Origin of the sequence: Bradyrhizobium stylosanthis (assembly GCF_001641335.1) — a bacterium.
GTDB lineage: Bacteria > Pseudomonadota > Alphaproteobacteria > Rhizobiales > Xanthobacteraceae > Bradyrhizobium > Bradyrhizobium stylosanthis.
The window spans coordinates 1,656,850-1,682,247 of sequence record NZ_LVEM01000001.1 but is presented as its reverse complement, the minus strand read 5'-3'; the positions used below and the strand labels follow the sequence as shown (position 1 = coordinate 1,682,247).

At 64.8% G+C, this 25,398-nt stretch carries 25 protein-coding genes; 14 read left to right on the top strand and 11 right to left on the bottom strand.

The window, feature by feature from the left end:
* The first annotated feature begins 64 nt into the window (after nucleotides 1-64).
* The 3 genes from A7X65_RS08195 to A7X65_RS08185 all read left to right on the top strand — a co-directional run bounded on the left by A7X65_RS08195 (nucleotide 65) and on the right by A7X65_RS08185 (nucleotide 2,276).
* Complete coding sequence (locus A7X65_RS08195; protein ID WP_063683741.1) at nucleotides 65-1,168, top strand: anhydro-N-acetylmuramic acid kinase; 1,104 nt, start codon at nucleotides 65-67, stop codon at nucleotides 1,166-1,168.
* A 96-nt stretch (nucleotides 1,169-1,264) separates the two neighbouring features.
* Nucleotides 1,265-1,942 (top strand): glutathione S-transferase family protein, encoded by a 678-nt coding sequence (locus A7X65_RS08190; protein ID WP_063683740.1) that lies wholly within the window; start codon nucleotides 1,265-1,267, stop codon nucleotides 1,940-1,942.
* A gap of 10 nt (nucleotides 1,943-1,952) precedes the next feature.
* The gene (locus A7X65_RS08185) at nucleotides 1,953-2,276 is read left to right on the top strand and encodes a DMT family transporter (RefSeq protein ID WP_063683739.1); all 324 of its coding nucleotides are present in this window, start codon (nucleotides 1,953-1,955) and stop codon (nucleotides 2,274-2,276) included.
* On the opposite strand, the gene A7X65_RS08180 is transcribed toward A7X65_RS08185, so the two are convergent.
* Together A7X65_RS08180 and A7X65_RS08175 are read right to left on the bottom strand one after the other, a co-directional pair.
* On the bottom strand, nucleotides 2,273-2,785 hold the full coding sequence (locus A7X65_RS08180) for a DUF1697 domain-containing protein (protein ID WP_063683738.1): 513 nt from the start codon (nucleotides 2,783-2,785) through the stop codon (nucleotides 2,273-2,275). The two genes, A7X65_RS08185 and A7X65_RS08180, sit on opposite strands and share 4 nt — an antisense overlap.
* Nucleotides 2,786-2,792: 7 nt before the next feature.
* On the bottom strand, nucleotides 2,793-3,440 hold the full coding sequence (locus A7X65_RS08175) for an alpha/beta hydrolase (RefSeq protein ID WP_008143006.1): 648 nt from the start codon (nucleotides 3,438-3,440) through the stop codon (nucleotides 2,793-2,795).
* 353 nt (nucleotides 3,441-3,793) lie between these two features.
* Between A7X65_RS08175 and A7X65_RS08170 the strand changes: the two genes are divergently transcribed.
* The 8 genes from A7X65_RS08170 (at nucleotide 3,794) to A7X65_RS08135 (ending at nucleotide 11,362) form a co-directional block, all read left to right on the top strand.
* Complete coding sequence (locus tag A7X65_RS08170; protein ID WP_063683737.1) at nucleotides 3,794-4,933, top strand: cysteine desulfurase family protein; 1,140 nt, start codon at nucleotides 3,794-3,796, stop codon at nucleotides 4,931-4,933.
* A 113-nt stretch (nucleotides 4,934-5,046) separates the two neighbouring features.
* On the top strand, nucleotides 5,047-6,543 hold the full coding sequence (gene sufB, locus A7X65_RS08165; RefSeq protein ID WP_063683736.1) for a Fe-S cluster assembly protein SufB: 1,497 nt from the start codon (nucleotides 5,047-5,049) through the stop codon (nucleotides 6,541-6,543).
* A 61-nt stretch (nucleotides 6,544-6,604) separates the two neighbouring features.
* Nucleotides 6,605-7,357, top strand: a complete 753-nt coding sequence (sufC, locus tag A7X65_RS08160) for a Fe-S cluster assembly ATPase SufC (protein ID WP_063683735.1) — start codon at nucleotides 6,605-6,607, stop codon at nucleotides 7,355-7,357.
* Nucleotides 7,358-7,368: 11 nt separating this feature from the next.
* Complete coding sequence (gene sufD / locus A7X65_RS08155) at nucleotides 7,369-8,673, top strand: Fe-S cluster assembly protein SufD (protein ID WP_063683734.1); 1,305 nt, start codon at nucleotides 7,369-7,371, stop codon at nucleotides 8,671-8,673.
* Nucleotides 8,670-9,917: a cysteine desulfurase gene (locus A7X65_RS08150; protein ID WP_063683733.1), complete on the top strand. Its 1,248-nt coding sequence runs from the start codon at nucleotides 8,670-8,672 to the stop codon at nucleotides 9,915-9,917. Before sufD ends, A7X65_RS08150 begins: the two co-directional genes overlap by 4 nt.
* Nucleotides 9,914-10,285, top strand: a complete 372-nt coding sequence (locus tag A7X65_RS08145; protein ID WP_063683732.1) for an SUF system Fe-S cluster assembly protein — start codon at nucleotides 9,914-9,916, stop codon at nucleotides 10,283-10,285. Before A7X65_RS08150 ends, A7X65_RS08145 begins: the two co-directional genes overlap by 4 nt.
* A gap of 49 nt (nucleotides 10,286-10,334) precedes the next feature.
* Nucleotides 10,335-10,733: a HesB/IscA family protein gene (locus tag A7X65_RS08140; RefSeq protein WP_082884857.1), complete on the top strand. Its 399-nt coding sequence runs from the start codon at nucleotides 10,335-10,337 to the stop codon at nucleotides 10,731-10,733.
* Nucleotides 10,734-10,927: 194 nt separating this feature from the next.
* Complete coding sequence (locus A7X65_RS08135; protein WP_063683731.1) at nucleotides 10,928-11,362, top strand: TfoX/Sxy family protein; 435 nt, start codon at nucleotides 10,928-10,930, stop codon at nucleotides 11,360-11,362.
* A 60-nt stretch (nucleotides 11,363-11,422) separates the two neighbouring features.
* Here the strand turns inward: A7X65_RS08135 and fabA are convergent, their stop codons facing one another.
* The 4 genes from fabA to A7X65_RS08115 form a co-directional block, all read right to left on the bottom strand.
* Entirely contained in the window at nucleotides 11,423-11,953 is a 531-nt protein-coding gene (fabA, locus tag A7X65_RS08130) for a bifunctional 3-hydroxydecanoyl-ACP dehydratase/trans-2-decenoyl-ACP isomerase (RefSeq protein WP_063683730.1), read from the bottom strand.
* 176 nt (nucleotides 11,954-12,129) lie between these two features.
* A complete protein-coding gene (locus A7X65_RS08125) occupies nucleotides 12,130-13,197 on the bottom strand; it encodes a GGDEF domain-containing protein (protein ID WP_063683729.1) in 1,068 nt (355 codons plus the stop codon).
* Between the two features lie 165 nt (nucleotides 13,198-13,362).
* Nucleotides 13,363-14,961 (bottom strand): DEAD/DEAH box helicase, encoded by a 1,599-nt coding sequence (locus tag A7X65_RS08120; protein ID WP_063683728.1) that lies wholly within the window; start codon nucleotides 14,959-14,961, stop codon nucleotides 13,363-13,365.
* Between the two features lie 301 nt (nucleotides 14,962-15,262).
* Nucleotides 15,263-16,216, bottom strand: coding sequence for an AraC family transcriptional regulator (locus A7X65_RS08115; RefSeq protein ID WP_063683727.1), 954 nt, complete (start codon nucleotides 16,214-16,216; stop codon nucleotides 15,263-15,265).
* 214 nt (nucleotides 16,217-16,430) lie between these two features.
* Between A7X65_RS08115 and A7X65_RS08110 the strand changes: the two genes are divergently transcribed.
* Complete coding sequence (locus tag A7X65_RS08110; protein WP_063683726.1) at nucleotides 16,431-17,948, top strand: caspase family protein; 1,518 nt, start codon at nucleotides 16,431-16,433, stop codon at nucleotides 17,946-17,948.
* 30 nt (nucleotides 17,949-17,978) lie between these two features.
* Here A7X65_RS08110 and A7X65_RS08105 read toward each other — a convergent pair whose 3' ends face one another.
* Complete coding sequence (locus A7X65_RS08105) at nucleotides 17,979-18,263, bottom strand: hypothetical protein (RefSeq protein ID WP_063683725.1); 285 nt, start codon at nucleotides 18,261-18,263, stop codon at nucleotides 17,979-17,981.
* 121 nt (nucleotides 18,264-18,384) lie between these two features.
* Between A7X65_RS08105 and A7X65_RS08100 the strand changes: the two genes are divergently transcribed.
* Nucleotides 18,385-19,641: an FAD-dependent oxidoreductase gene (locus A7X65_RS08100; protein WP_082884856.1), complete on the top strand. Its 1,257-nt coding sequence runs from the start codon at nucleotides 18,385-18,387 to the stop codon at nucleotides 19,639-19,641.
* 179 nt (nucleotides 19,642-19,820) lie between these two features.
* On the top strand, nucleotides 19,821-20,582 hold the full coding sequence (locus A7X65_RS08095; RefSeq protein WP_063683723.1) for an outer membrane protein: 762 nt from the start codon (nucleotides 19,821-19,823) through the stop codon (nucleotides 20,580-20,582).
* Nucleotides 20,583-20,737: 155 nt separating this feature from the next.
* Here A7X65_RS08095 and A7X65_RS08090 read toward each other — a convergent pair whose 3' ends face one another.
* From A7X65_RS08090 to parE, 4 genes are all read right to left on the bottom strand, one after another.
* Complete coding sequence (locus A7X65_RS08090) at nucleotides 20,738-21,508, bottom strand: SDR family NAD(P)-dependent oxidoreductase (protein WP_063683722.1); 771 nt, start codon at nucleotides 21,506-21,508, stop codon at nucleotides 20,738-20,740.
* A gap of 21 nt (nucleotides 21,509-21,529) precedes the next feature.
* Nucleotides 21,530-21,715: a hypothetical protein gene (locus A7X65_RS08085; RefSeq protein ID WP_063684868.1), complete on the bottom strand. Its 186-nt coding sequence runs from the start codon at nucleotides 21,713-21,715 to the stop codon at nucleotides 21,530-21,532.
* A 326-nt stretch (nucleotides 21,716-22,041) separates the two neighbouring features.
* The gene (locus A7X65_RS08080) at nucleotides 22,042-22,824 is read right to left on the bottom strand and encodes an outer membrane protein (RefSeq protein ID WP_063683721.1); all 783 of its coding nucleotides are present in this window, start codon (nucleotides 22,822-22,824) and stop codon (nucleotides 22,042-22,044) included.
* Between the two features lie 396 nt (nucleotides 22,825-23,220).
* Entirely contained in the window at nucleotides 23,221-25,266 is a 2,046-nt protein-coding gene (parE, locus tag A7X65_RS08075) for a DNA topoisomerase IV subunit B (RefSeq protein WP_063683720.1), read from the bottom strand.
* Between the last annotated feature and the right edge of the window lie 132 nt (nucleotides 25,267-25,398).

Here is a 25,398-nt window from a genome sequence, read left to right as displayed (position 1 = left end):
ATAAGATGTGTCCCTCTGGCACAAGATCGGCATGCCAGAGGGGGTGTTTTGAGGACGCTGATCCATGATGTTAACGGCACTCGGTTTGATGAGCGGCACCTCGCTGGACGGGGTGGATGTCGCGCTGATCGAAACCGATGGAAAGCTGGTGAAGGCGTTCGGCCCCGCCGGGTATCGGCCCTATAGCCCGGCGGAGCGCAACCTGCTGCGCCAGGCGCTGACCGAAGCCGTGCACCTGTCGCAGCGCGACGCCCGGCCCGGGGTGCTGGCCGAGGCCGAACGCGCCGTGACACTGGCCCATGCCGAGGCGGTCGCCGCCTTCGTCGCCCAGAACCGGATGCGGCCCGAGGACATCGACATCGTCGGCTTCCATGGCCAGACCGTGCTGCACCGCCCCGAGAAGCGGCTGACGGTCCAGATCGGCGATGCGCCGGCACTGGCGAGGGCAATCCATATCCCCGTGATGTATGATTTCCGCGCCGCCGACGTCGAAGCCGGCGGGCAGGGCGCGCCGTTCGTGCCGGTCTACCACCGGGCGCTCGCGAACTCGCTGGACCGCGAGGGACCGATCGTCGTGGTCAATATCGGCGGCGTCTCCAACATCACCTATATCGACGGCAACGACACGCTGATCGCCTGCGATACCGGGCCGGGCAACGCCCTGCTCGACGATTTCATGTACCGCACCATGAACCAGGCCTTCGATGCCGAAGGCAAATTCGCGGCGCTCGGCAAGGCGGACGAGACCTGGATCGCGCGGGCGCTCGAATTGCCGTTCTTCGCGGCTCCGCCGCCGAAATCGCTCGACCGCAACGATTTCGCCGCGCTCAAGCTCGGCGACGTCCAGCCGGCCGACGGCGCGGCGACGCTGACCGCCTTCACTGCGGCTGCGATCGCCCGTGTCATCCCGCTGTTGCCGCGGCGGCCGCGGAGCTGGATCGTCTGCGGCGGCGGAGCCCGCAACCTGACCATGCTGCGGATGCTGCGGGACCGCGTCGGGTCGGCCACCGTCGAGGCCGCCGAGACGCTCGGCTGGGCCTCCGACGCCATCGAGGCGCAAGCCTTCGGCTTCCTCGCCGCGCGCGGCCTGAAGGGCCTGCCGCTGTCCTATCCGGCTACCACGGGCGTGCCGATGCCGATGACCGGCGGGGTGATCGCGCGGCCCTGAGGGGGAGTGATTCATGCAGTTGCATTGAACTTGACAGATATATGCAAATGCATCTATCGTGGATGCAGTTGCATCTAACTGCCCGGGATCATTGCCATGACCGCTTCGCTCAGACTGATCAGCCACAAGCTTTGCCCCTACGTGCAGCGCGCGGTGATCGCGCTGAAAGAGAAGGGCGTGCCCTTCGAGCGGATCGACATCGATCTCGCCAACAAGCCCGACTGGTTCCTCAAACTCTCGCCGCTCGGCAAGGTGCCGGTGCTGGTGGTGACGACCGACAAGGGCGAGGTCGCGCTGTTCGAGAGCAACGTGATCTGCGAGTACATCGAGGAGACGCAAGGCGGCACAAAACTGCATCCGGCCGACGCTCTAAAGCGGGCCGAACATCGTGCCTGGATGGAATTCGGCTCGGCGATCCTCGGCGACCTCTGGGGCCTGGAGACCACGACGGATCCGGCGACGTTCGAGAGCAAGCGGCAGGCGCTGGTCGCAAAATTCGCGCGCGTCGAGGCGGCGCTTGGCGCCGGGCCTTATTTCGCAGGCGAAGCGTTCAGTCTCGTCGATGCCGTGTTCGCGCCGGTCTTCCGCTATTTCGACCTGTTCGACGAACTGACCGAGCACGGCATCTTTAGGGATGTGCCGAAGGTCCGCGCCTGGCGCGCCGCGCTTGCAAAACGCCCGAGCGTGCGCACCGCGGTCGGGGAGGACTATCCGCAATTGCTGCGCGCGTTCCTCGTTCGCCACGACGCGCATCTGCTCAAGCTCGCGGCCTGAGCGCACGCCGATGTCACAATCCCTGGCCTGGCTGATGCTGGTGATCGCGGGCGCGCTCGACGTCGGCTGGGCGATCTCGATGAAGTACGCGGAAGGCTACACGCGCGTGGGCTGGAGCATCGTCTCGCTGGTGCTGCTCGCCGCCTTCGTCTTCCTGCTCGGGCGAGCCCTAAAGGTGCTCGAGGTCGGCGTCGCCTATTCGGTGTGGACCGGTATCGGTGCGGCCGGCACCTTCGTGATGGGCGTCGCTCTGTTCGGGGAGACATTGAGTGCGATGAAGCTTGCCGGCATCGCGCTCGTACTGATGGGGATCGTGGCGCTCAAGCTCGCCTAGAGCTCCGCGGCCATCTTCGCCAGCGTGGCGATGGTGTTCATGTTGCGCGCGGTTCCGGTCTTGGCGGCGGGGATTGCGAGTTTCGACGTCCCCATGCCGTCGCCATAATGCACGTAAATCTCGCGGCGGCCGAGCTTGATCTCTTCATCTTTCCGGCCGCGAATATCGGCGAGGGTGTTCGCAGGTGGCGGCTTGTCGAGGAAGATGGCGACCGTGCGGTTCGGCGCCATCTTTGCAAACGGATTGTCAGCCAAAACCTCTGCCATCTCGGCGGCGCTGCGCACGAGCACGCCAACCGGCGCGCCGGCGTAGGCGTGCAGGCGCTTTTCAAGCGCAGCTTTGATGGCGGATTCCGATTTGCGGCTGGTGAAGACCACATTGCCGCTGGCGATGTAGGTGCGCACGGCACCAAAACCGAGCTCCTCGCACATCGCCTTGAGCTCGGACATCGGCAGCTTGCCGGTGCCTCCGACATTGACCGCGCGCAGCAGGGCTACGAACGCGGCCATGTCGTTCTTACCGCACGTTGGCGAGGCGCATGTCGAGATACGCCGTGATGGTTTCCATCAGCGGCTCGAGCTTGGCGTCGAAGAAGTGGTTGGCGCCGGGGATGACCTGCTGGTCGATCACGATGCCCTTCTGCGTCTTCAGCTTCTCGACCAGCGTGTTGACGTCCTTGGGCGGCACCACCGCGTCCTTCTCGCCATGCACGATCAGGCCCGAGGACGGGCAGGGCGCGAGGAACGAGAAGTCGTAGAGGTTGGCCGGCGGCGCGATCGAGATGAAGCCCTCGACCTCGGGACGGCGCATCAGGAGCTGCATGCCGATCCAGGCGCCGAAGGAGAAGCCGGCGACCCAGCAGGCGCGCGCTTCGGGATTGATGGTCTGCGCCCAGTCGAGCGCTGCCGCCGCATCCGACAATTCGCCGGTGCCGTGGTCGAACGAGCCCTGGCTGCGGCCGACGCCGCGGAAGTTGAAGCGCAGCACCGAGAAGCCGCGATGCGCGAACGCGTAGTAGCACTGGTACACGATCTGATGATTCATCGTGCCGTGAAACTGCGGGTGCGGGTGCAGGATCATCGCGATCGGCGCGTTCTTCTGCTTGGCCGGGTGATAGCGGCCTTCGAGACGGCCAGCGGGGCCGGCGAAAATGACTTCAGGCATCGGTGATCTCTTGATTGATGTGCTGGAGCGAGGATCCTCGGCAATCAACCGATTGTGGCCTCATCGACAGCGATGCCGACGAAGGCGCGAATGGAAGGGTGAGAAGGCGTGCGCCTCGCGGTGATGCGCAAACGGCGCGCGGTGACTTGACGGTGCGCGTTCTAACATGGGCGCAGGGGCAAAAAGCAAGCATCTTGAACATCGGTCAATGGGCTCAAGGCGTTAGCGTGTCATGAGCGCGTCACCGCCATGAGCGGGTCCGGAATCAGGTTGCCAAGCGCGCGGCCGCGGCCCATGTCGGGCGGTGAGGGCGGGCGAGCCGCTCGCCGATGTCTTAGGTAGTATAATACTCTATGCCGAGCCGCGTGTATCTCGACTGGAATGCGACGACGCCGCTTCGCCCTGAAGCGCGGGCGGCGATGCTTGCGGCCTGGGACCTGATCGGCAATCCGTCCTCGGTCCATGCCGAGGGCCGGGAGGCGCGGCGGCTGGTCGAGGATGCCCGTGCCGCGCTCGCCGCTGCGGTCGGTGGACTGCCGCGGAATGTGATCTTCACCTCCGCCGGAACCGAGGCCAATGCGCTGGCGCTGTCGCCGGGGCTGCGGGGACCTTCCGGCGGTCCCGTGGAACGGCTGCTGGTCTCGGCCGTCGAGCATGCCTCGGTGCTGGCCGGGGGCCGGTTTGCGGCTGACAGGGTCGGGCAGATCCGGGTGACGCGCTCCGGGGTGATCGATCTCGGCGATCTGGAGGCCCAGCTCAGAGACGGTCCGCCGGCGCTGGTCTCGATCATGGCGGCCAATAACGAGACCGGCGCGCTCCAGCCGGTCGCTGAGGCGGCGCGGATCGTTCACGCGGCGGGTGGCCTCCTGCATGTCGACGCGATCCAGGTGCTCGGCAAAACTGCGTTCAATATTAACGAGGTAGGCGCAGACCTTGCGACCTTTTCTGCGCACAAGATCGGTGGTCCCAAGGGCGTCGGCGCTCTCGTGGTTACCGACGGGCTGACCGGGCTGGAACCGGTGCTGCGGGGCGGCGGGCAGGAGCTCAGCCGGCGGGCGGGAACCGAGAATGTCGCCGGAATCGCCGGCTTCGGCGCGGCCGTGAAAGCGATGCTTCAGACTCTGCCTGAGGATGCGGGGCGGATAGCAACCCTTAGGAATCGCTTGGAAAATGGTATCCGATCGACCGTCGGCGCGACGGTGTTTTCGGAAGAGGTGGATCGGTTGCCAAATACCGTTCTGTTCACGGCGCCCGGCCTCAAGGCCGAGACCGCCGTGATCGGATTCGACCTCGAAGGGGTCGCCGTGTCGTCCGGTTCGGCCTGTTCCTCGGGCAAGGTCCAGCCGTCCCACGTGCTGTCGGCGATGGGGTATGACCCGGCCGTGGCCCAGGGAGCGGTGCGCCTTAGTCTGGGCTGGTCTACGGAACCTGAAGACATCAATAGGGCGTTAGAGGCTTGGCGAAAGCTTGGTAATACCCTACTTAGAGCCTAAGCGACGAAACACGGCTTGAACTGTTCTAAGCCCGTGCTTTCCGCCAAAAAACATCGTAATACTCGTCCGAGTTTGATCCACCGCGGTCCTTGAAACCGCGAGCGGAGGATAGAATGCCAGCCGTGCAAGAGACGGTCGAGCGCGTCAAGCGCATCGACGTCGACCAGTATCGTTATGGGTTTGAGACCCAGATCGAGTCCGACAAGGCGCCCAAGGGGCTGTCGGAAGACATCGTCAAGTTCATCTCCGAGAAGAAGAACGAGCCCGCATGGATGCTCCAGTGGCGGCTCGAAGCCTATCGGCGCTGGCTGACCATGACCGAGCCGACCTGGGCCCGCGTCGACTATCCGAAGATCGACTTCCAGGACCTCTATTACTACGCCGCGCCGAAGCCGAAGAAGACGGTCTCCTCGCTGGACGAGATCGATCCGGAGATTCTCAAGACCTACGAGAAGCTCGGCATTCCCCTGCGGGAAGTCGCCATGCTCGAGGGCGTGGAGCCGAAGCCCGGCGAAGAAGACCCCGCGCGCCGCAAGATCGCGGTCGACGCTGTCTTCGATTCGGTCTCGGTTGCGACCACCTTCAAGGCGGAGCTGAAGAAGGCCGGCGTGATCTTCATGCCGATCTCGGAAGCCATTCGCGAGCACCCTGAACTGGTGCAGAAATATCTGGGCTCGGTGGTTCCGACCTCGGACAATTTCTATGCGACGCTGAACTCGGCGGTGTTCTCTGACGGCTCGTTCGTCTACGTGCCGCCGGGCGTACGCTGCCCGATGGAGCTGTCGACCTATTTCCGCATCAACGAGCGCAACACCGGTCAGTTCGAGCGCACGCTGATCATCGCCGACAAGGGCTCCTACGTCTCCTATCTCGAAGGCTGCACCGCGCCGCAGCGCGACGAGAACCAGCTGCACGCGGCCGTGGTCGAGCTCGTCGCGCTCGACGACGCCGAGATCAAGTACTCGACGGTGCAGAACTGGTACCCCGGCAATTCGGAAGGCAAGGGCGGCATCTACAATTTCGTCACCAAGCGTGGCGACTGCCGTGGCGACCGTTCCAAGATCTCCTGGACCCAGGTCGAGACCGGTTCGGCGATCACCTGGAAGTATCCGAGCTGCATCCTGCGTGGCGACAATTCGAGCGGCGAGTTCTATTCGATCGCGATCTCGAACGGCTTCCAGCAGGTCGATTCGGGCACCAAGATGATCCATCTCGGCAAGAACACGTCGAGCCGCATCATCTCGAAGGGCATCGCGGCCGGCAAGTCGCAGAACACGTATCGTGGTCTCGTCACCGCGCATCGGAAGGCGACGGGCGCGCGCAACTTCACCGCGTGCGATTCGCTGCTGATCGGCGACAAATGCGGCGCGCACACCGTGCCGTACATCGAGGCCAAGAACTCGTCGGCAACGTTCGAGCACGAAGCCACGACCTCGAAGATTTCCGAGGACGTGCTGTTCTACTGCATCCAGCGCGGCCTCAGCCAGGAAGAGGCTGTCGGCCTCGTCGTCAACGGCTTCGTCAAGGACGTGCTGCAGCAATTGCCGATGGAATTCGCGGTGGAAGCGCAGAAGCTGATCTCGATCTCGCTTGAAGGGTCGGTCGGCTAATTGCCGACCCTCGCGGCGCGCTCCGGCGCTCCAACATCAATTGAATAGACTGGATACCAAGATGGCTTTGCTTGAAGTGAAAGACCTCAAGGTTCGTGTCGAGGAGCGTGAGATCCTCCACGGGCTGACCATGACCGTCAACGAGGGCGAGATCCACGCGATCATGGGGCCGAACGGCTCCGGCAAGTCGACGCTCTCCCACGTCATCGCCGGCAAGCCCGGCTACGAGGTCACCGACGGCCAGATCCTGTTCAAGGGCGAGGACCTCCTGGAGATGGCGCCCGAGGAGCGCGCCGCCAAGGGCGTGTTCCTGGCGTTCCAGTATCCGGTCGAGATCCCCGGCGTCACCACCATGAACTTCCTGCGCACCGCGCTCAATGCGCAGCGCAAGGCGCGCGGCGAGAGCGAGCTGATGGTGCCGGACTTCCTGAAGAAGGTCCGCGAGGTCTCGAAGTCGCTGAACATCCCGCAGGACATGCTCAAGCGCGGCGTCAATGTCGGATTCTCCGGCGGCGAGAAGAAGCGCAACGAGGTGCTGCAGATGGCGCTGTTCGAGCCCAGCCTGTGCATCCTGGACGAGATGGATTCCGGCCTCGACATCGACGCGCTGCGCATCGCGGCCGACGGCGTCAACGCGCTGCATTCGCCCAAGCGCGCGATGGTCGTCATCACCCACTATCAGCGGCTGCTCAACTACATCGTGCCCGACATCGTGCACGTGATGTCGAAGGGCCGTGTCGTGAAGAGCGGCGGCAAGGAACTGGCGCTGGAGCTGGAAGCTTCCGGCTACGCCCAGTTCGAGGACGCCGCGTAAGGAATTTTGCGATGAACGTTGCTGTGGCAAAGACCGGAAACGGCCGCGCGGTGAGCGATCTCTTCGCCAGCGCCGAAGGCCGCTTGCCGGGTTCGCCGGCCGTGGTGGCAGTGCGCCGCGAGGCGTTCGAGACCTATGAGCGTCTCGGCCTGCCGCACCGCCGGATCGAGGAATGGAAGTACACCGACCTGCGTGCGCTGGTCGGCGAGGTGCTGTCGCTCGCAGCCAGCCCCGATGTGGCCGCGCTGAAGCGCGCTGCCGAGGCGGTGAAGGCAAATGCGATCGAAGGCGCCCGCAAGCTCGTGCTGGTCGACGGCGTGTTCGCGGCCGATCTCTCCGACGTCAAGGCACTCGCCGCCGAGGTCGGCTTCAAGACGCTGCGCGAGGCGCTGGAGAAGGATGCCGGTCTCCTGAAGACCGCGTCCACCGATGCCGTGATCGCGCTGAACGCTGCGATGGCGACGGATGGCGTGGTGCTCGATATCGCCGCGGGCACGCAGTTGTCCGCGCCGATCCAGATCATCCACGTCGCGACCGCTTCGTCCGCGGCGGCCTTCACCCGTTCGCAGGTCGCGATCGGGAAGGGCGTCCGCGCCACCATCATCGAGACCTTCGTCGCGGCAGGGGCCAAGGCCTACCAGGTCAACGACGCCGTGATCGTTACGGTCGGCGACGATTCCGACGTCGCGCATATTCGTCTGATGGACGATGCGGCTGATGCTGTGAACATCACGTCGCAGTTCGTGACCATCGGCGCCAACGTCAAATTCAACGTCTTCAACATGACGACGGGCGCGGCGGTCAGCCGCCTGCAGGGCTTCATCACGCTGGCGGGCGAGGGCAGCGAGCTCTCCGCCAACGGCGTCAACCTGCTGCAGAAGACCGAGCATGGCGACACCACGCTGGTGGTCGACCACGCCGTGCCGAACTGCGTCAGCCGCGAAGTCTTCCGTGCCGTGATCGACGATCGCGCCCATTCGGTGTTCCAGGGCCGCATCATCGTCCGTCCCGACGCGCAGAAGACCGACGGCAAGATGATGACGCGGGCGCTGCTGCTTTCGGACGAAGCCGAGGCCGACAACAAGCCCGAACTCGAGATCTTCGCCGACGACGTCTCCTGCGGCCACGGCGCCACCGCGGGTGCGCTGGACGAGAGCCTGCTGTTCTATCTGAAGGCGCGTGGCCTGCCCGAGAAGCAGGCCCAGGCGCTGCTGATCCAGGCCTTCGTCGGTGAAGCCATCGAGCAGATCGCCGATGACGGCCTGCGCGAGCACGTGATCGGCATTGCCGAGCGCTGGTTGGAGCGGCGCCAATGAGCACGCATCCTGCAGTCAAGAACGGCGCCTATGACGTCGCGCGCGTGCGCCAGGACTTTCCGGCGCTCGCCATGCAGGTCTACGGCAAGAAGCTGGTCTATCTCGACAACGCCGCCTCGGCGCAGAAGCCGAGCGCCGTGCTCGACCGCATGACGCAGGCCTATCAATCCGAATACGCCAACGTCCATCGCGGCCTGCATTACCTCGCCAATGCCGCGACCGAAGCCTATGAGGGCGGCCGCACCAAGGTGGCGCAGTTCATCAACGCGCCGCGGACCGAGGAAGTGATCTTCACCCGCAATGCGACCGAGGCGATCAACCTGGTCGCGTCGTCGTGGGGCGGCCCGAATATCAAAGAGGGCGACGAGATCGTCATCTCGATCATGGAGCACCACTCCAACATCGTGCCGTGGCATTTCCTGAGGGAACGCCAGGGCGCCGTGATCAAGTGGGCGCCGGTCGACGACGAGGGCAATTTCCTCATCGACGAGTTCGAGAAGCTGCTGACGTCGAAGACCAAGCTGGTCGCGATCACGCAGATGTCGAACGCGCTCGGCACCATCGTGCCGATCAAGGAGGTCGTGAAGATCGCCCACGCGCGCGGCATTCCCGTGCTGGTTGACGGCAGCCAGGGCGCGGTGCATCTGCCCGTGGACGTCCAGGATCTCGGCTGCGACTTCTACGTCTTCACCGGTCACAAGGTTTATGGCCCGACCGGCATCGGCGTGCTCTGGGCCAAATACGACCACCTCGTCGCGATGCGCCCCTATAACGGCGGCGGCGAGATGATCCGCGAGGTCTCGCGCGAGGTCGTCACCTATGGCGATCCCCCGCACAAGTTCGAAGCCGGCACGCCGGCGATCGTCGAGGCGGTCGGCCTTGGCGCCGCCATCGACTACGTCAACTCGATCGGCAAGGAGCGCATCGCCGCCCACGAGGCCGATCTCACCGCCTACGCCCAGGAGAAGCTGCGCGAGATCAACTCGCTGCGGCTGATCGGCACCGCGCGCGGCAAGGGCCCGGTGATCTCCTTCGAGCTCAAGGGCGCCCATGCCCACGACGTCGCCACCGTGATCGACCGCCAGGGGATCGCGGTGCGCGCCGGCACCCATTGCGTGATGCCGCTTTTAGAGCGGTTCAACGTCACCGCGACGTGCCGGGCCTCGTTCGGCATGTATAATACACGGGAAGAAGTCGATCATCTGGCACAGGCGCTGCTGAAGGCGCGGGATTTGTTCGCATGAGTGACACGGCCGAAATCAAAGCCAATCCGATGGAGACCCATTCGGCGTTGCCGCCGGAGGAGACTGAACGCCTCACCACCGAGATCATCGCGGGCCTCAAGACCGTGTTCGATCCGGAAATTCCGGCCGACATCTACGAGCTTGGTCTGATCTACAAGGTCGAGATCAAGGACGACCGTTCCGTCGACGTCCAGATGACGCTGACGACGCCGAACTGCCCGGCGGCCGGCGAGCTGCCGACCATGGTCGAGAACGCGGTCGCCAGCGTTCCCGGTGTTGGCGTGGTCGACGTCAAGGTCGTCTGGGAGCCGCCGTGGTCGCCCGAGCGCATGAGCGACGAGGCGCGCCTCGTGCTGAACATGTGGTGACGGTCTCAACGCGCATTGAATTCGTTCTGCAACGGACCACATAAATAACATGACCCAGGCAACACCTGCATCCTCACCAAAACCCCGGCGGCCGCGCCCGCAGGTGATGCGGCTGACGGATGCCGCGGCCCAGCGTATTTCCGAGCTGACCCAGCGTGCCGACTCCGAGATCGTCGGCTTGCGCGTCGGCGTGAAGAACGGCGGCTGCGCCGGCCAGTCCTACACGGTCGAATACGCCCATGACGTCCGCCCGACCGATGAAGTCGTCGAGGACAAGGGCGTCAAGATCCTGGTCGATCCCAAGGCCGTGCTGTTCCTGCTCGGAACCGAGATGGACTACAAGGCCGACAAGATGCAGGCCCAGTTCGTCTTCAACAACCCCAACCAGATCTCCGCCTGCGGCTGCGGCGAGTCGGTCGAGCTGCGGCCGGCGAAGATCGACGGGTAGTTTCGCCTCAAGCTCCACTCTCGTGTCCCGGACGCGCTGCAGCGCGTTTGCGCTGCTGCGCAGAGCCGGGACCCAAGCTATAATCGGCGCGAGACGGATGGGCCCCGGCTCAGCAGCGCCATAGCGTGTCGAAGACGCGCGTGAGCGCGCTTATGGCACGCTGCGCTGCGTCCGGGGCACGAGAGAGCGTGCGCATGGACCGCGAATTCCTGATCGACCTGTTCGCCGATTTTGGCCCCGTCACCATCCGCAAGATGTTTTCCGGCCACGGCATCTCCGCCGACGGCGTTAATTTCGCGCTGTCGCTGCGCGCCGGCCTGTTCTTCCGCGCCGATGAGGTGACCATTCCGGACTTCGAAGCGGAAGGCTCGAAGCCGTTTCAATATTCGACCCGCGCCAAAACCGTGCTGGTCAACTCCTATTGGGAGCTGCCGGCGCGCCTGTTCGATGATTCCGCGGAGCTGGCGCAATGGGCGAGGGCCGCGCTCGCCGCCGCCCAGCGCGCCAGGGTGAAGAAGCGGCCGAAGGGAAAGAAGGCGGCGAAGAAGGTTGCGCCCAGGAAGTCCGTAGCGAAGAAGGCGACAGTACGTAGGGTGGGCAAAGCGAAGCGTGCCCACCGTTCGAAATAGCTATCCAGGGATCGTGGGCACGGCGCTTTGCGCCTTTGCCCACCCTACGAGACCGGATGCTTAATCCACGGCCTTGGTCAAGCCGACCCTCATGTCCTTGGCTGCGAAGACACAGGCACCGTCCGCCAGCACACGGCCGTCGGCAATCCCGAGCACCAGCTTGCCGCGGCGAACCATGCGCATGGCGACCTCGTAGCGCACGCATCGCGTTTCCGGCGTGACAAATCCGGTGGCCTCGACTTCGCCGACACCGATGGCGCGCCCCTTGCCTGGGGAGCCCGACCAGCCGAGCCAATAGCCGATCATCTGCCACATCGCGTCGAGCCCAAGGCTTCCGGGCATCGTCGGATCGCCGCGGAAATGGCTGTCGAAGAACCAGTGGCCCGGCGCGATGTCGAGCTCGCCGACGATATGGCCCTTTCCGAACGTGCCGCCATCCAAACTGATCTCGGTGATGCGGTCCATCATCAGCATCGGCGGCGCTGGGAGCTGCGCATTGCCAGGCCCGAAATAGCCGCCTTCGCTCGACTTCAGCAGATCGTCCTTGCTGTACGACGGTTGCGGCGCATGGAAATCATGAGGATTGGGCACGACGACAAGTCCTTTGCGGGCTCGGGTGCAGGCGGCCGATGTCGTGTCAGATGTTGTTCGCCGCGGAGTAATGTCAAGCGACGGTGCCGTAGGGTGGGCAAAGCGAAGCGTGCCCACGGACTTAGGTGGGCACGGCGCTACGCGCCTTTGCCCACCCTACGGCAGTTGACGAAAGCTCACGCCACCCGGCTATGGCTTTCGATCGCGAATTCCGGATCGGCTTCGCAGATCACGCGGTTGCGGCCGTTGCGCTTGGCGGCGTAGAGGCAGGCGTCGGCGCGTTCGATCAGCGCGTCGGTGTCGTCGCCCGGCTTGAGCATGGAGACGCCGACCGAGATGGTGACGCGACCGAGAATCTCGCCGGTCGACTTCTTCTTCAATTCCTTCGCCATCACCGCGCGGCGGATGTGATCGGCGACGGTGAGCGCCTGGCGCAGCGCGGTGTTGGGCAACACCACCGCGAATTCCTCGCCACCGTAGCGGGCGGTGATGTCCTGGCCCTTGATGGTCTGCTTCAGCGATAGGCCGACGAGCCGCAGCACCTGGTCGCCGGTGAGATGGCCGTAGGAATCGTTGAACGACTTGAAGTGATCGATGTCGAACAGCAGCAGCGACAGCGGCTCGCCCGAGGCGAGCGCGTTCTGTACCGCCGTGTCGATCATGCGATCGAAATATTTGCGGTTGCCGAGGCCCGTGAGCGGATCGGTCAGGCTCTCGGCGCGGATCGCCTCCAGGCTCTGCTGCAGATTGCTGATCTCGTTCTTCGACAGCGTGAGCCGATCCTCGAGCGCCTTGTTGGTCTCGCGCATCTCGCTGGTCGAACGCAGCAGCGTCTCCACGATGCCCTTGATCTGTTCGCGGCTCTTCGCCGACGACAGCTTTTCGGAGGCACCCGACAGGCTCGCATCGTAGGAGCCGGTCATCCCGAGCGCCTCGCCGAGGACCTTCATCACGTCGTCGATCTCGCCGATGACGCGCGCGCCGACCTTGTCGATGCGGTCGGTGGTCTTGATGTGGGAGAGATAGGTCTCGTAGATCTGCTCGAGATCGCCTTCGGTCAGCTTGCCGTGGCGCGCCAGCGTCTCGTTGATGATCTTGTTGAGCGGGGCGTTGTAGCCCGTCGCGTAGACGTACCAGATCTCGTAATTGCGGGGAATTGCAGTCTGTCGAAGCGACCGGATCTGACCGAGTGCCACTTCGGCGAACGCCATCGTGCGTTCGTGTTCGTCGAGAACCTTGACCACGGAACATACCCCACAGCGGTCGGTGCGCAATCGACCGTAGCAATGCTTAAATTATGTTCGTAGGCTAATGGACGTTTGTGAACGGCCAGTAAATATACGGTGGCCAATGCATCATAAAAAGTGTGGGGCGCCTCTGCTCAACCGATCCTGAGGCGCCTCGTCGCATCAGGCGCCGGCAGGAGACGAACGCACGGGCCGGAGCAGGAACGCCGGCAGGTGCGAATGATCGCCCGGCTCGGTATCGACCTCGCGCTGGCGGCGCGGCTCGGGGCGGCCGATCGAAGGCACATGCGAATTGTTGGCCTGCTGGCGCGCGCCGCGACGCGGCTCGCCGGCGTGCTTCTCTTCGGAGCGATGCCGCGCTTCAGCGGGCTGTCGTGCTTCCGACGAATGCCGTGCTTCAGAAGACTGCCTTGCTTCAGAAGAATGCCTTCCCTCAGAAGAATGCCTTCCCTCAGAAGAATGCCTTCCCTCAGAAGAGTGCCTTGGCTCGCCACGCGCTTCGCGCGGCTCGTGGCTGCGCTCGCGATCGCGGCCACCGCGCTGCGGCTTGCCGCGTCCGCCGCGGGAGCGTTCACGATCGCGACCACGCGACTCGCGCGGACGATCGCTCTGCTCGCTTGCGTCGGCATTGACTTCGTAATCGCCCTCGGCGCGCGGAATGCTCTGGCCGATCAGCTTCTCGATCGCCACCATCGACTTCTGGTCGAGCGGCGTCACGATCGAGATCGCGGTGCCCGTCCGGCCGGCGCGGCCGGTACGGCCGATGCGGTGGACATAGTCGTCGGCGTGATGGGGGACGTCGAAATTGAAGACGTGGCTGACCTCGGGAATGTCGAGGCCGCGGGCGGCGACGTCGGAGGCCACGAGGAGCGGCAGCTCGCCCTTGCGGAACTGGTCGAGCGCGGCCATGCGGGCCGGCTGGTCCATGTCGCCGTGCAGGGCGCCGACGCTGAAGCCGTGCTTCTGCAGCGATTTGTGAACGATCGCGACTTCGCGTTTGCGGTTGCAGAAGATGATCGCGTTCTTGAGGTCCTTGGCCTCGCGCAGCAGGCGGCGGAGCAGCTCGCGCTTCTCATGCGCCTCGCGGCCGGCGGGCACCTGGGCCTGCGTCACGGTCACGGCGGTGGTGGCGGGGCGGGAGACTTCGACCTTTTGCGGATTGTGCAGGAAGGCCTCGGTGATGCGCCGGATTTCCGGCGGCATGGTCGCGGTGAAGAACAGGGTCTGCCGCGTGAAGGGGACGAGCTTGCAGATGCGCTCGATGTCGGGAATGAAGCCCATGTCCAGCATGCGGTCGGCTTCGTCGATCACGAGCAGCTCGACGCCGGTGAGCAGGAGGCCGCCGCGCTCGGTGTGGTCGAGCAGGCGGCCGGGGGTGGCGATCAGCACGTCGACGCCGCGCATCAGCTTGGCGTCCTGGTCGCCGAAGGAGACGCCGCCGATCAGCAGGGCGACGTTGAGCTTCTGGCCGGCGCCGTAGCGGTCGAAGTTTTCCTTCACCTGGGCGGCGAGCTCGCGCGTCGGCTCGAGGATCAGCGTGCGCGGCATGCGCGCCCGGGCGCGACCCTTTTCGAGGATGGTGAGCATCGGCAGCACGAAGGCCGCGGTCTTGCCGGTGCCGGTCTGGGCGATGCCGAGCACGTCCTTACGCGCGAGGACGTGGGGGATCGCCTGTTCCTGAATGGGGGTGGGGTTGGTGTAACCGGTGGCCGCCACTGCGGCGAGGACTTTTTCGGACAGTCCGAGATCTGAAAAGGACATTGAGCCTCTGGTCGAAACCGCCGTTCGGAATCGAGGGTAATAAGGCTGGTCGCGTTCCACCCCGAAACGGCGCGCTCTCAAGGAAGCTGGGGGTGCTGACTCACGCGAACAAAGCGCAAGGCTCAGGAATCGCTCTTCGATCTGAGCCGCGTCGCCCCGGAACATAGGCGGGAATTGGCCAAAGTCAATGGAGCAGGCGCGGGAAGGCCCTAAAAACCCTGAGGTTTTTAACCAAATCACGGGGACGGCTGGGTTTTCCGCCCGTCCATGAGCCGGGCCGGCGGCCGGCCCAGGGAACAGGCTAATGCCCTTCGGAGCCCCTGGCCCGGAAGTCCCCGGGGGCCATGCCATAGGCGGCGTTGAAGACCCGGTAGTAGGTCGCCAGGCTCTCGAAGCCGCAGGAGGTCGCGATATCGGCGATCAGCCGCTCAGGCGCCTCGCGCATCAGGCGGCGGCTCTGCTTGAGGCGCTCGTCGGTCACGGTCTGCGAAAAGCTCTTCTCGGCGGCCTCGAAAAGCATGTGCAGGTGCCGCACGGACACGCCGAGTTGGTCGGCCACCATCGCCGGGTCGAGGTCGGGGTTTTGCAGATGGTGCGCGATCAGGCGCCGCGCCTGCGAATGGCGGGCGGTTCGCAGCGCGGCCTGTCCGCGCCGGCTGCCGGGCCTGAGGATGCCGCGCTCGATCAGCGCCAGATGGGCCAGCGCCTGGACCAGGGAGGTTGCATCCAGCGCCCCGTCAGCTTCGCCGAGATCGGCAAAGCAGGCGCTCAGCAGTGGTGCCAAAGTGGGATCGCCGAAGGTCCGGGGCACAAGCTCGCGAACCCGCTTGTCCTGCGTGGGCAGGGCGCTCACGGGGATCTTCAGGATCCGCAGATGGAAGCCACCGTCCCCGAGCGGAGCCGTGCGATAGGGCAGGTCGGTATGGCTGGTGGCGAAGCTGCCATTGGCGATCGAAAACTCGCCGCCGCGCAGGCCGCCGAACCAGCCGCCGCTGCCGAGTTGCTGGTAGACGCAGATGCTGTCGCCGGGCGCGTAGGCGATGTCGGAGCTGCTGCGCTCGACCCTGTACTGCGAAGCCTTCAGCTCGACGAGGCCGGCGCCGCCGAGCTGGCGCAGTGAGAATTCGCCGGAGAAGTCCGTGCGCCGCTCGCGCTCGAGCTCAGCCGTGACGCCGAACAGGCCCTTGGATCGCACCTCGCGCCAATAATCGAAACGCTCGTGCGGCTCGACTTCGTCCGTAGACCAGCGAAACACGGCAGCCCCTCGCTTCCGGCGCGATTGTCCGGGAAAACCTGTCCAAGAAAGAGCAGATTCCAGTGGAATCTGCCATAGGCCAAACCATGGAATCGAAGACGCGACGGTTGAACCGCCGATATGGCTGGGCCGACTATCACATCAACGGCAGTGGTTCCAATGAACGACTGTTCGAGGAGCGGGCGTGAGGGCGTTCTGCAGCGGGATTTTTTCGATGACGCGTCGGCTTTTCAGAATTCTGGCGGCCCTTGGCCTCGCGGCAGGCCTGAGCGGCTTCGCGCTTCCAGCCCATGCCGAGAAGCGCGTCGCGCTCGTCGTCGGCAACAACGACTACAAGAACGTTCCGAAGCTGCTCAAGGCGGTCAACGACGCCCGCACCATGGGCGACACGCTGAAGCAGCTCGGCTTCTCGGTGATGGTCGCCGAGAACCAGAGCCGGCAGCAATTCTCCGAGACGCTGCTCGCCTTCGACCGCGTGATCGAGCCCGGCGACACCGCGTTCTTCTTCTACGCCGGCCATGGCTTCGAGATCGCAGGCCAGAACTATCTGCTGCCGACCGACGTGCCGGCGGCGACGGAAGGGCAGGAAGAGCTGGTGCGCGACGCCTCGATCCTGGCCGACCGCATCGTCGAGCGCCTGCAGAACAAGAAGGCGCGGACCTCGATCCTGGTGTTCGACGCCTGCCGCAACAATCCGTTCGAGCGCAAGGGCACCCGCGCCGTCGCCGGCGGTGGCGGGCTTGCCCCGATGGTGCAGCTGCCCGAAGGCGTGTTCTCGGTGTTCTCGGCGGGTCCCCGCCAGACCGCGCTCGATCGCCTGTCCAACGACGACGCCAATCCCAATTCGGTGTTCACGCGCACCTTCGCCAAGGAGCTGCTCCAGCCCGGCGAGAACCTCGTGCAGGTGGCGCAGCGGACCCGCCGTCTCGTCAGCGAGATGGCCGACACCGTCAAGCACAGGCAGGTGCCGGTCTATTTCGACCAGATGGTCGACGACGTCTTCCTCAGCGGCGCCGCCAAGGACGCGGCCGCCGCGCGCCCGGCCGATCCGCCGCCGCAGAAGGTTGCGGCCCTGCCGCCGGTGTCGGTGCCGCGCCTGCCGAAGGAGGAAACCACCAACGCGCCGATCGCGAGCTTCTCGCGTCACAATGGCGGCTGGAGCGTGGTGTTCTCCTTCGCCGACCCGACCCTCGGCATTTCCTGGCGCATGGCCGGCAACAGCGATTTCCGCGAGACCGGCTTCATCGACACGCTCGATCCGCGCACGCGCAAGCGGATGCCGAACCCCTCGATCGAACTGCCGCCGGATGCGCAGGCCGGCACCATCGAGGTCCGCTATGTCGATCAGTCCGGCGAGATGCAGGGGCCGTTCCCGATCAGGTTCGACCCCGAGGCCGCCCTGATCCGCGACCAGCGCAAGATCCTCGACATGACCGCGACGAGCTGGCTGTCATTCCGCGAGTTCAACGGGCTGCTGGTCTACTACACCCATCTGGTGTCCTACCGCTGCGCCATCCGCGAGGTGCGCATCGGCATCGACACCGCCGTTCCCAACCAGGTGCTGAAGATGCCGAACTGCGACATGCGCGATCCCAGTGCGATCAGCGCCGGCATGCCGCTCTACATGAAGCTCGCCCCGGCGACGCAGTTCATCTCGGTGGAGCTGACCTATCGCGACGGCAGCGTGTCGGAGATCAAGAGTTTCCGCACGGCGAACCGCAGCAACAACTGACCGGGCGGAGGACGCGGCGGGCCGCCCGTGCTAGGCGCGCCGCTTGCCGAAGAAGCGCTTGACGGACTCGACCGCCTCGATCAGGGGCGGCGTCAGCGACAGGAAGGCGCCCATCGCGATCGCGACGATGACGTGGCGGAGCAGGAGCTTCTCCTGCTCCTCGTACGGATAGCCATTCCGGCTGACCGGCACCGGCGCAAGGGCGCCCGTCTGCTCCGGGGCAGGCTTTCGCGGCTTGCGCGGCGGGATCATGATCACGACGAAAAGCACGTTGATCAGAATCCATACGCCGAGCAGTATGAGGATCGTCCGCACTGCAATGTCCTGAAATCAATCGAAATCTTCGGCGACGCTAACGGGCATTCGCCATTGCGGCAAAACAAATCGTGCATGCTGCGCTGCACAGAAAACTTAACTCGTAAATGAGAGGCGGGCCGTGAAACCCGAGACGCCGCAAACTCCGCCGGGTTCCTCCGTAAAAGCCCGGTGCTGCATCGTCGGCGGCGGGCCAGCCGGCATGATGCTCGGCTATCTCCTCGGGCGCGCCGGCATCGACGTGGTGGTGCTGGAGAAGCACGCCGATTTCTTCCGCGACTTTCGCGGCGACACCGTGCATCCCTCGACGCTCGAGGTGATGGACGAGCTCGGTCTGATCGACGGCTTCCTGAAGCTGCCGCACCAGCGTCTGCAGAAGATGGACGGATTGTTCGGCGGCACGCCGGTGCGGATTGCCGATCTGACCCGCCTGCACACGAAATACCCGTTCATCGCGTTCATGCCGCAATGGGACTTCCTCAATTTCCTGCGCGAAGCCGGCAAGCGCTTCGCCTCGCTCAAGGTGATGATGAACACCGAAGCGGTCGACCTGATCCGCCGCGGCGACACCGTCTCCGGCGTGCGGGCGCGGACGCCGGACGGCATCATCGACATCGAGGCCGATCTCACCATCGCCTGCGACGGCCGGCATTCGACGGTGCGCGAGCGCGCGGGCCTTGCGGTCGAGGAGATCGGCGCGCCGATGGACGTGCTCTGGTTCCGCGCCGGCCGCAAGGCCGACGAGACCGAGAACCTGTTTGCGCGCATCGAGCCCGGCAAGATGATGGTGACCTTCGATCGCGGCGACTATTGGCAATGCGCCTATGTCATCGCCAAGGGCCAGCACGATGCAGTGAAGGCGAGGGGACTGCAGGCGCTGCTCGACGACGTCGTGCGCATGGCGCCGATCCTCAAGTCCGGCATTGGCGACGTGAAGAGCTTCGACGACGTCAAGCTGCTCACGGTCGCGATCAACCGCCTCAAGCGCTGGACGCAGCCGGGCCTGCTGCTGATCGGCGATGCCGCGCATGCGATGTCGCCGGTCGGCGGCGTCGGCGTCAATCTCGCCGTGCAGGATGCAGTCGCGACCGCCAACCTGCTCGCGGACAAGCTTGCGCGCGGCTGCCCGTCCGAGGACGAGCTCGACGCCGTGCGCCGCCGGCGCGAGTTTCCGGTGAAGATGACGCAAGGGATGCAGGTGGTCGTGCAGAACAACATCATCAGCGGCGCCCTGCAGGGAGGCGACCGGCCGCTGAAGGTGCCGCTGGTCCTGCGCCTGCTCACCGCGCTGCCGTGGCTGCAGGGCATTCCGGCGCGCCTGCTTGCGCTCGGCGTGCGGCCCGAGCACGTGCAGGCGAAGGCCGCACCGTCGCCGTAGCGCAGCTATTCGGTAGGGATAATGCCGCGTTAAATCGCGCTTCGCGCGTTGCGTGTGTGCAACAGCGCCGGCGGATTCAAGTCGCGCCGATCGCCAATGCGGCGTCTTAACTTTCTTGATTCAAATTTGAGTAAGAGTTGCGTGTGACCGTGCGCCCATCAAAGGACACGGGGTGTACCATGCGTAACAAGTTGATTGCCGCCTTCGCCTGCACGAGCGCTCTGGTTTCGACCGGCGCTGCGTCCGCCGCCGATCTCGGTGCGCGCTACACGAAGGCGCCGGCCTATGTCGAGCCGCTGTTCAACTGGACCGGCTTCTATGTCGGCGGCCACATCGGCGGTGCATGGACCAACGAGCAGTTCATCAACAACGGCACGGGCGCGGCGTTCGGCGATCTGATCCCGGGACAGGGCTATCGTCAGCGCGGCTCCGGCATCATGGGCGGCGCCCAGATCGGCTACAACTGGCAGGCCAACAACTTCGTGTTCGGCATGGAAGGCACGATCTCCGGCCTCGACAACAAGGGCTCGTTCCGGAACACCGCGTTCGGTCCGGCGAACGACGTGTTCTCCTGGCGCGCCAACGTGCTGACGACGGTCGTCGGCCGCGCCGGCTTTGCCGTGCAGAACAACCTCTTCTACATCAAGGGCGGCTACGCGGGCGTCAACAACCGCCTCTCGGTCACCGACCCGGTCGTGACGGGCACGGGCGGTCAGACGCACTGGGCCAACGGCTGGACCGTCGGCGCCGGCTGGGAATACGGCGTCACCCGCAACTGGATCGTCGGCCTCGAATACAACTACGCGGCCTTCGGCAGCCAGACCTATCAGCTCGGCGGCCTCGCGGGTAATTACACCTTCGATGCCAAGCCGCGTGACATCCAGTGGGCCGTCGTGCGCGCGAGCTACAAGTTCGACGCGCCGGTCATCGCCCGCTACTAATTCTGAGCGCGTCAACGCAACGACAAAGCCAGCAACAAAAAACGATCACGACCCAATTCAAAAGCCCCGGCATTGTCCGGGGCTTCTTTTTTTGTGTGCAGCTCGACGATCCAAAAGCCTCGGCTGTCACGCCGGAGCTTTCTTCATCGATGCGTTTACGCCATCACCGAGAACCCGCCGTCGACGGGGATTGCGGTGCCCGTGACGAAGTTGGATGCGGGCGAGGCGAGGAACACAGCGATGCCCGCGAAGTCGTCGATCTCACCCCAGCGCCCCGCGGGCGTGCGCGCCAGCACCCGCTCGTGCAGGCCCGCGACCTGCTGGCGCGCGCCGCGGGTGAGGTCGGTGTCGATCCAGCCAGGCAGGATGGCGTTGACCTGGATGTTATCGGGCGCCCAGGCATTGGCGCAGGCGCGCGTGTACTGCACGATGCCGCCCTTGCTCGCCGCATAGGCGGTCGCGAAGCTCGCGCCGAAGATCGACATCATCGAGCCGATGTTGATCACCTTGCCGTTGCCGGAGGCCTTCAGCGCCGGATAGGCGAGCTTCGAGCACACGAAGGCGCTGGTGAGGTTGGTGTCGATCACCTTGTTCCACTCGTCGAGCTCGAGTTCGTGCGGCGGCTTGCGGATGCTCATGCCGGCGTTGTTGATGAGGATGTCGATACGGCCGAACTCCCTAACGACGCCGTCGATCATCGCGGCGACCGCCGCTTTGTCGGTCACGTCGGTGCTGACGGCGATTGCCTTCACGCCGCGCTCTTTGAGATCGGCGACGGCCGCGGCCGACTTGGCTTCGTTGCGCCCGACCACGGCGATGCTGGCGCCGGCATCGGCAAGCCCGTGCGCGAGGCCGAGCCCGATGCCGCCATTGCCGCCTGTGACGATCGCGACCTTGCCGCGGAGATCGAACCGGTTGGATGTCATGCTTTCACTTCCTGGTTTCTTCTATTGGTTGCTCTGCCAGATCAGCACCAGCCCGAAGCCGGCCATGGCGACGCCGTAGCCGGCCCATTGCAGCTGGTTGACCATGAAGCTCGACCGCGGCCAGGGAACGGTGCCCGTGCCCTGTCCGATCCAGAGCAGCCCGACGGCGAGGGCAAACAGGCCTGCTACAAGCAGAAATCTGCGCATGCATTCCTCCCTGTCGATCTGCTTCTGTCGCGACCACGGCATCAACGAATGCCGGCCCACGAAAACTTGGCGCCAGACTAGCCGTAGCTTCGGTTCGGATACAATGGGCAGTGGCCGCAGGGTTGCGAGTAGGGCGCATGTCCATGCGTAAGGCCGCGGCCTTGCGCGACGCGCGCGGCGAGGCGATCACTGACTGAACGAAGATCGATAGGCGGGGCTTGGCGAGGCCTACCGTCACTCAAGGCGAGCATCGGTCGTTAGAGCGTCGCACAACGAAAAAGCCCCGGACGATGCCGGGGCTTTGACGTCTGAACGATGAGATCAGATCAGTACTTGGCGACGACCGGACCGGTCCAGTTGAAGCGGTAGACCAGCGAGGTCGAGATCGTCTGGTTCCAGCTGTTCGCGCGGATGTCGCGGCCGACCAGGGTGTTGGTGACGTCAAACAGCTCGTTCGAGGTCTTGGCGTTGTAGAAGGCCGAACGATACTCGGTCTTCATGAACCAGCCGGGCGAGGTGATGCCGAAGAAGTTCAGGCTGTTCTCAACGCCGCCGCCGATGAACCAGCCGTTGCGGTTGTAACCGTCGAGATGGATACCGGCGGGAACGCCAGCCAACGTCATGAAGTTGGTGCTGCCGAAGTGAGCGCCCGAGTAACCGCCGTTGACGTAGGACAGAACGTTCGGAGCAACCAGCCAGCCGAGGCGAACGCCCGCGGCCCAGGAGGTTTCCAGCTTCTGGTTGCCGGTGATGCCAGCGATCGGATCCTGGATGGTGGCGCGGATGTTGCCGAACTGACCGTCGGCGAACACACCGGCGACCCAGGTGCCGCTGAACTGCCAGTCGTAGCCGGCGCCGACGGTGCCGAACCAGCCGGAGCCGCCCTGGCGCTGGTCGATCGTCAGCGGGATGGCGCCAACAGTGGTCTGGACGTGCTGGTCGGCATTCGAGAGGCCGCCGCCGCCGCCGCCGAACACGTAGAAGCCGGTCCAGTTGGCGACGGGAGCCGCAACCGGGGCCTTCACGTAGGGACGGGCAGCAAGGTCGGCCGCCGAGGCCGAACCGGTCATCGCCGCGACTGCGGTCAGAGCCAGCAAAATCTTCTTCATGATAAAATCCCCAACCTTGGTCTGTAGGCGCGAGCGCACTGAAGTCCGTGTGATCTGATGCCCGGACTATAGACGGTTCTCGCCGAAATGCTGTTGCAGGTCAGGCACAGTCGCCGGAAAACGCGGCTCGGCGGGGATATGGGGCCGCAATCCGAAGAATCATAAAAAGGAAGATATTTCAATATGTTACGAGAATATGAGGGTTGGGCGTTCTGGTAAGTTTTCGTTAGCAAATTCGGCTTTGTCCGAAACGGAGGCATTCCTGCCTCAGCCCTGGCCGCACTGAGTCGCTGGCCGAGTCGCGCTCCGGCCCGGTTCGCCAACGGCCGATTCCACCGCCCCGAATGAAAAAGCCCCGGACGAGAGCCGGGGCTTTTGGGGCGGATGTGCGCAAGATCAGACGTCGAGCAGCTCCTCGCTGGCAAACTCCGCCTTGTCCGAGATGAAAGCGAAGCGCGCCTCGGCCTTGGTGCCCATCAGGCGCTCGACCGAATCTGCCGTCGTGTCGCGGTCGTCGGCGAGCAGCACCACCTTGAGTAGCGTGCGCTTGCTCGGATCCATGGTGGTCTCCTTGAGCTGCGCCGGCATCATCTCGCCGAGGCCTTTGAAGCGGTTCACCTCGACCTTGGCGTTGGCGTTGAACTCGCTCTTGATCAGCGCGTCCTTGTGCTTGTCGTCGCGGGCGTAGACTGATTTCGAGCCATGCGTCAGCTTGTAGAGCGGCGGCACCGCGAGGAAGAGGTGGCCCTCGTCGATCAGCCGCGGCATCTGCCGGTAGAAGAAGGTGATCAGCAGCGATGCGATGTGGGCGCCGTCGACGTCGGCGTCGGTCATGATGATGATGCGCTGATAGCGAAGATCCTCCTCGCGATAATGCGCGAGCTGACCGCAGCCGATCGCCTGCACGAGGTCGGAGAGCTGCGCATTCGCCGTCAGCTTATCCTTGCCGGCGGAGGCGACGTTGAGGATCTTGCCGCGCAGCGGCAGCACCGCTTGCGTCTTGCGATCGCGCGCCTGCTTGGCGCTGCCGCCTGCCGAGTCGCCCTCGACGATGAAGAGCTCGGAGCCTTCGGTGCCGGCATCGCTGCAGTCGGCGAGCTTGCCGGGCAGGCGCAGCTTCTTGCCCGCGGTTTTCCGCGCGGTTTCCTTTTCCTGGCGGCGGCGCAGGCGTTCCTCGGCGCGGTCGATCACGAAGTCGAGCAACCGGTTGGCCATGTTCGGATTGCCCGACAGCCAATGGTCGAACGGATCCTTCATCGCCTGTTCGACGATGCGCTGCGCCTCGGCCGTGGCGAGACGGTCCTTGGTCTGGCCCTGGAATTCAGGCTCGCGCACGAACACGGACAACATCACCGCCGCGCCCACCATCACGTCTTCGGACGTGATCGACGAGGCGCGCTTGCCCTGGCCGACGCGCTCGGCGTGATCCTTCAGACCGCGCAGCAGCGCGCTGCGCAGGCCGGATTCGTGGGTGCCACCATCCGGCGTCGGCACCGTGTTGGTGTAGGAGGACAGGAAGCCATCGGCGTCCGCGGTCCAGGCCACCGCCCATTCGCAGGCGCCGTGCGCACCGTTGCGGCCCGACTTGCCCGAGAAGATATCCGGATGCACCAGCGTGTCGGCGTGGATCGCAGCGGCAAGATAATCCTTGAGGCCGCCCGGGAAGTGGAAGGTCGCTTCCGCCGGCACGTCCTCGATGCCCTTGAGCAGCTCGGGCGCGCAGTTCCAGCGGATCTCGACGCCGCCGAACAGATAGGCCTTCGAGCGCGTCATCTTGAACAGGCGCTGCGGCTTGAACGCGGCCTTGGCGCCGAAGATGTCGGTGTCGGGCTTGAAGCGCACGCGCGTGCCGCGGCGGTTGTTGACCTTGCCGAGGTCCTCGAGCTTGCCCTTGGGATGGCCGCGCTCGAACGTCATGCGGTAGAGCTTCTGGCTGCGCGCGACCTCGACCTCGAGCAGCGAGGAGAGGGCGTTCACCACGGAAATGCCGACGCCGTGCAGACCGCCCGAGGTCTCGTAGACCTTGCTGTCGAACTTGCCGCCCGAATGCAGCGTGCACATGATGACTTCGAGTGCCGACTTCTTCGGGAATTTCGGGTGCGGATCGATCGGGATGCCGCGGCCGTTGTCGGTGACGGTCAGGAAGCCTTCAGCACTCAGCTCGACGCCGATGAAGGTCGCGTGTCCCGCCAGCGCCTCGTCCATCGAGTTGTCGATGACTTCGGCGAACAGATGATGCAGCGCCTTCTCGTCGGTTCCGCCGATATACATCCCGGGCCGGCGCCGCACCGGCTCCAGGCCTTCGAGCACCTCGATGTCGGCGGCGGTGTAGTCCGCTTCCCCGCCGCTTCCGCGCGGAGCCGTCTTGGCGGCAGCGCGGGGCTTCGGCTCATCGCCACCGAAAAAATCGTCTTTTGCTTTTGGTTTCAACTGCTTGGACATATATCTTGATGTGCTTTGAGGGCCGCGCGTGCGGCGAATCGGTTGACGCGACTATGCCACTTCTGGCTCGGAAAGGTTACCGCGGGGCCGGTTGAGCCCGGTGGTTGGGAGCCAATCCCGGCGATTTTACGC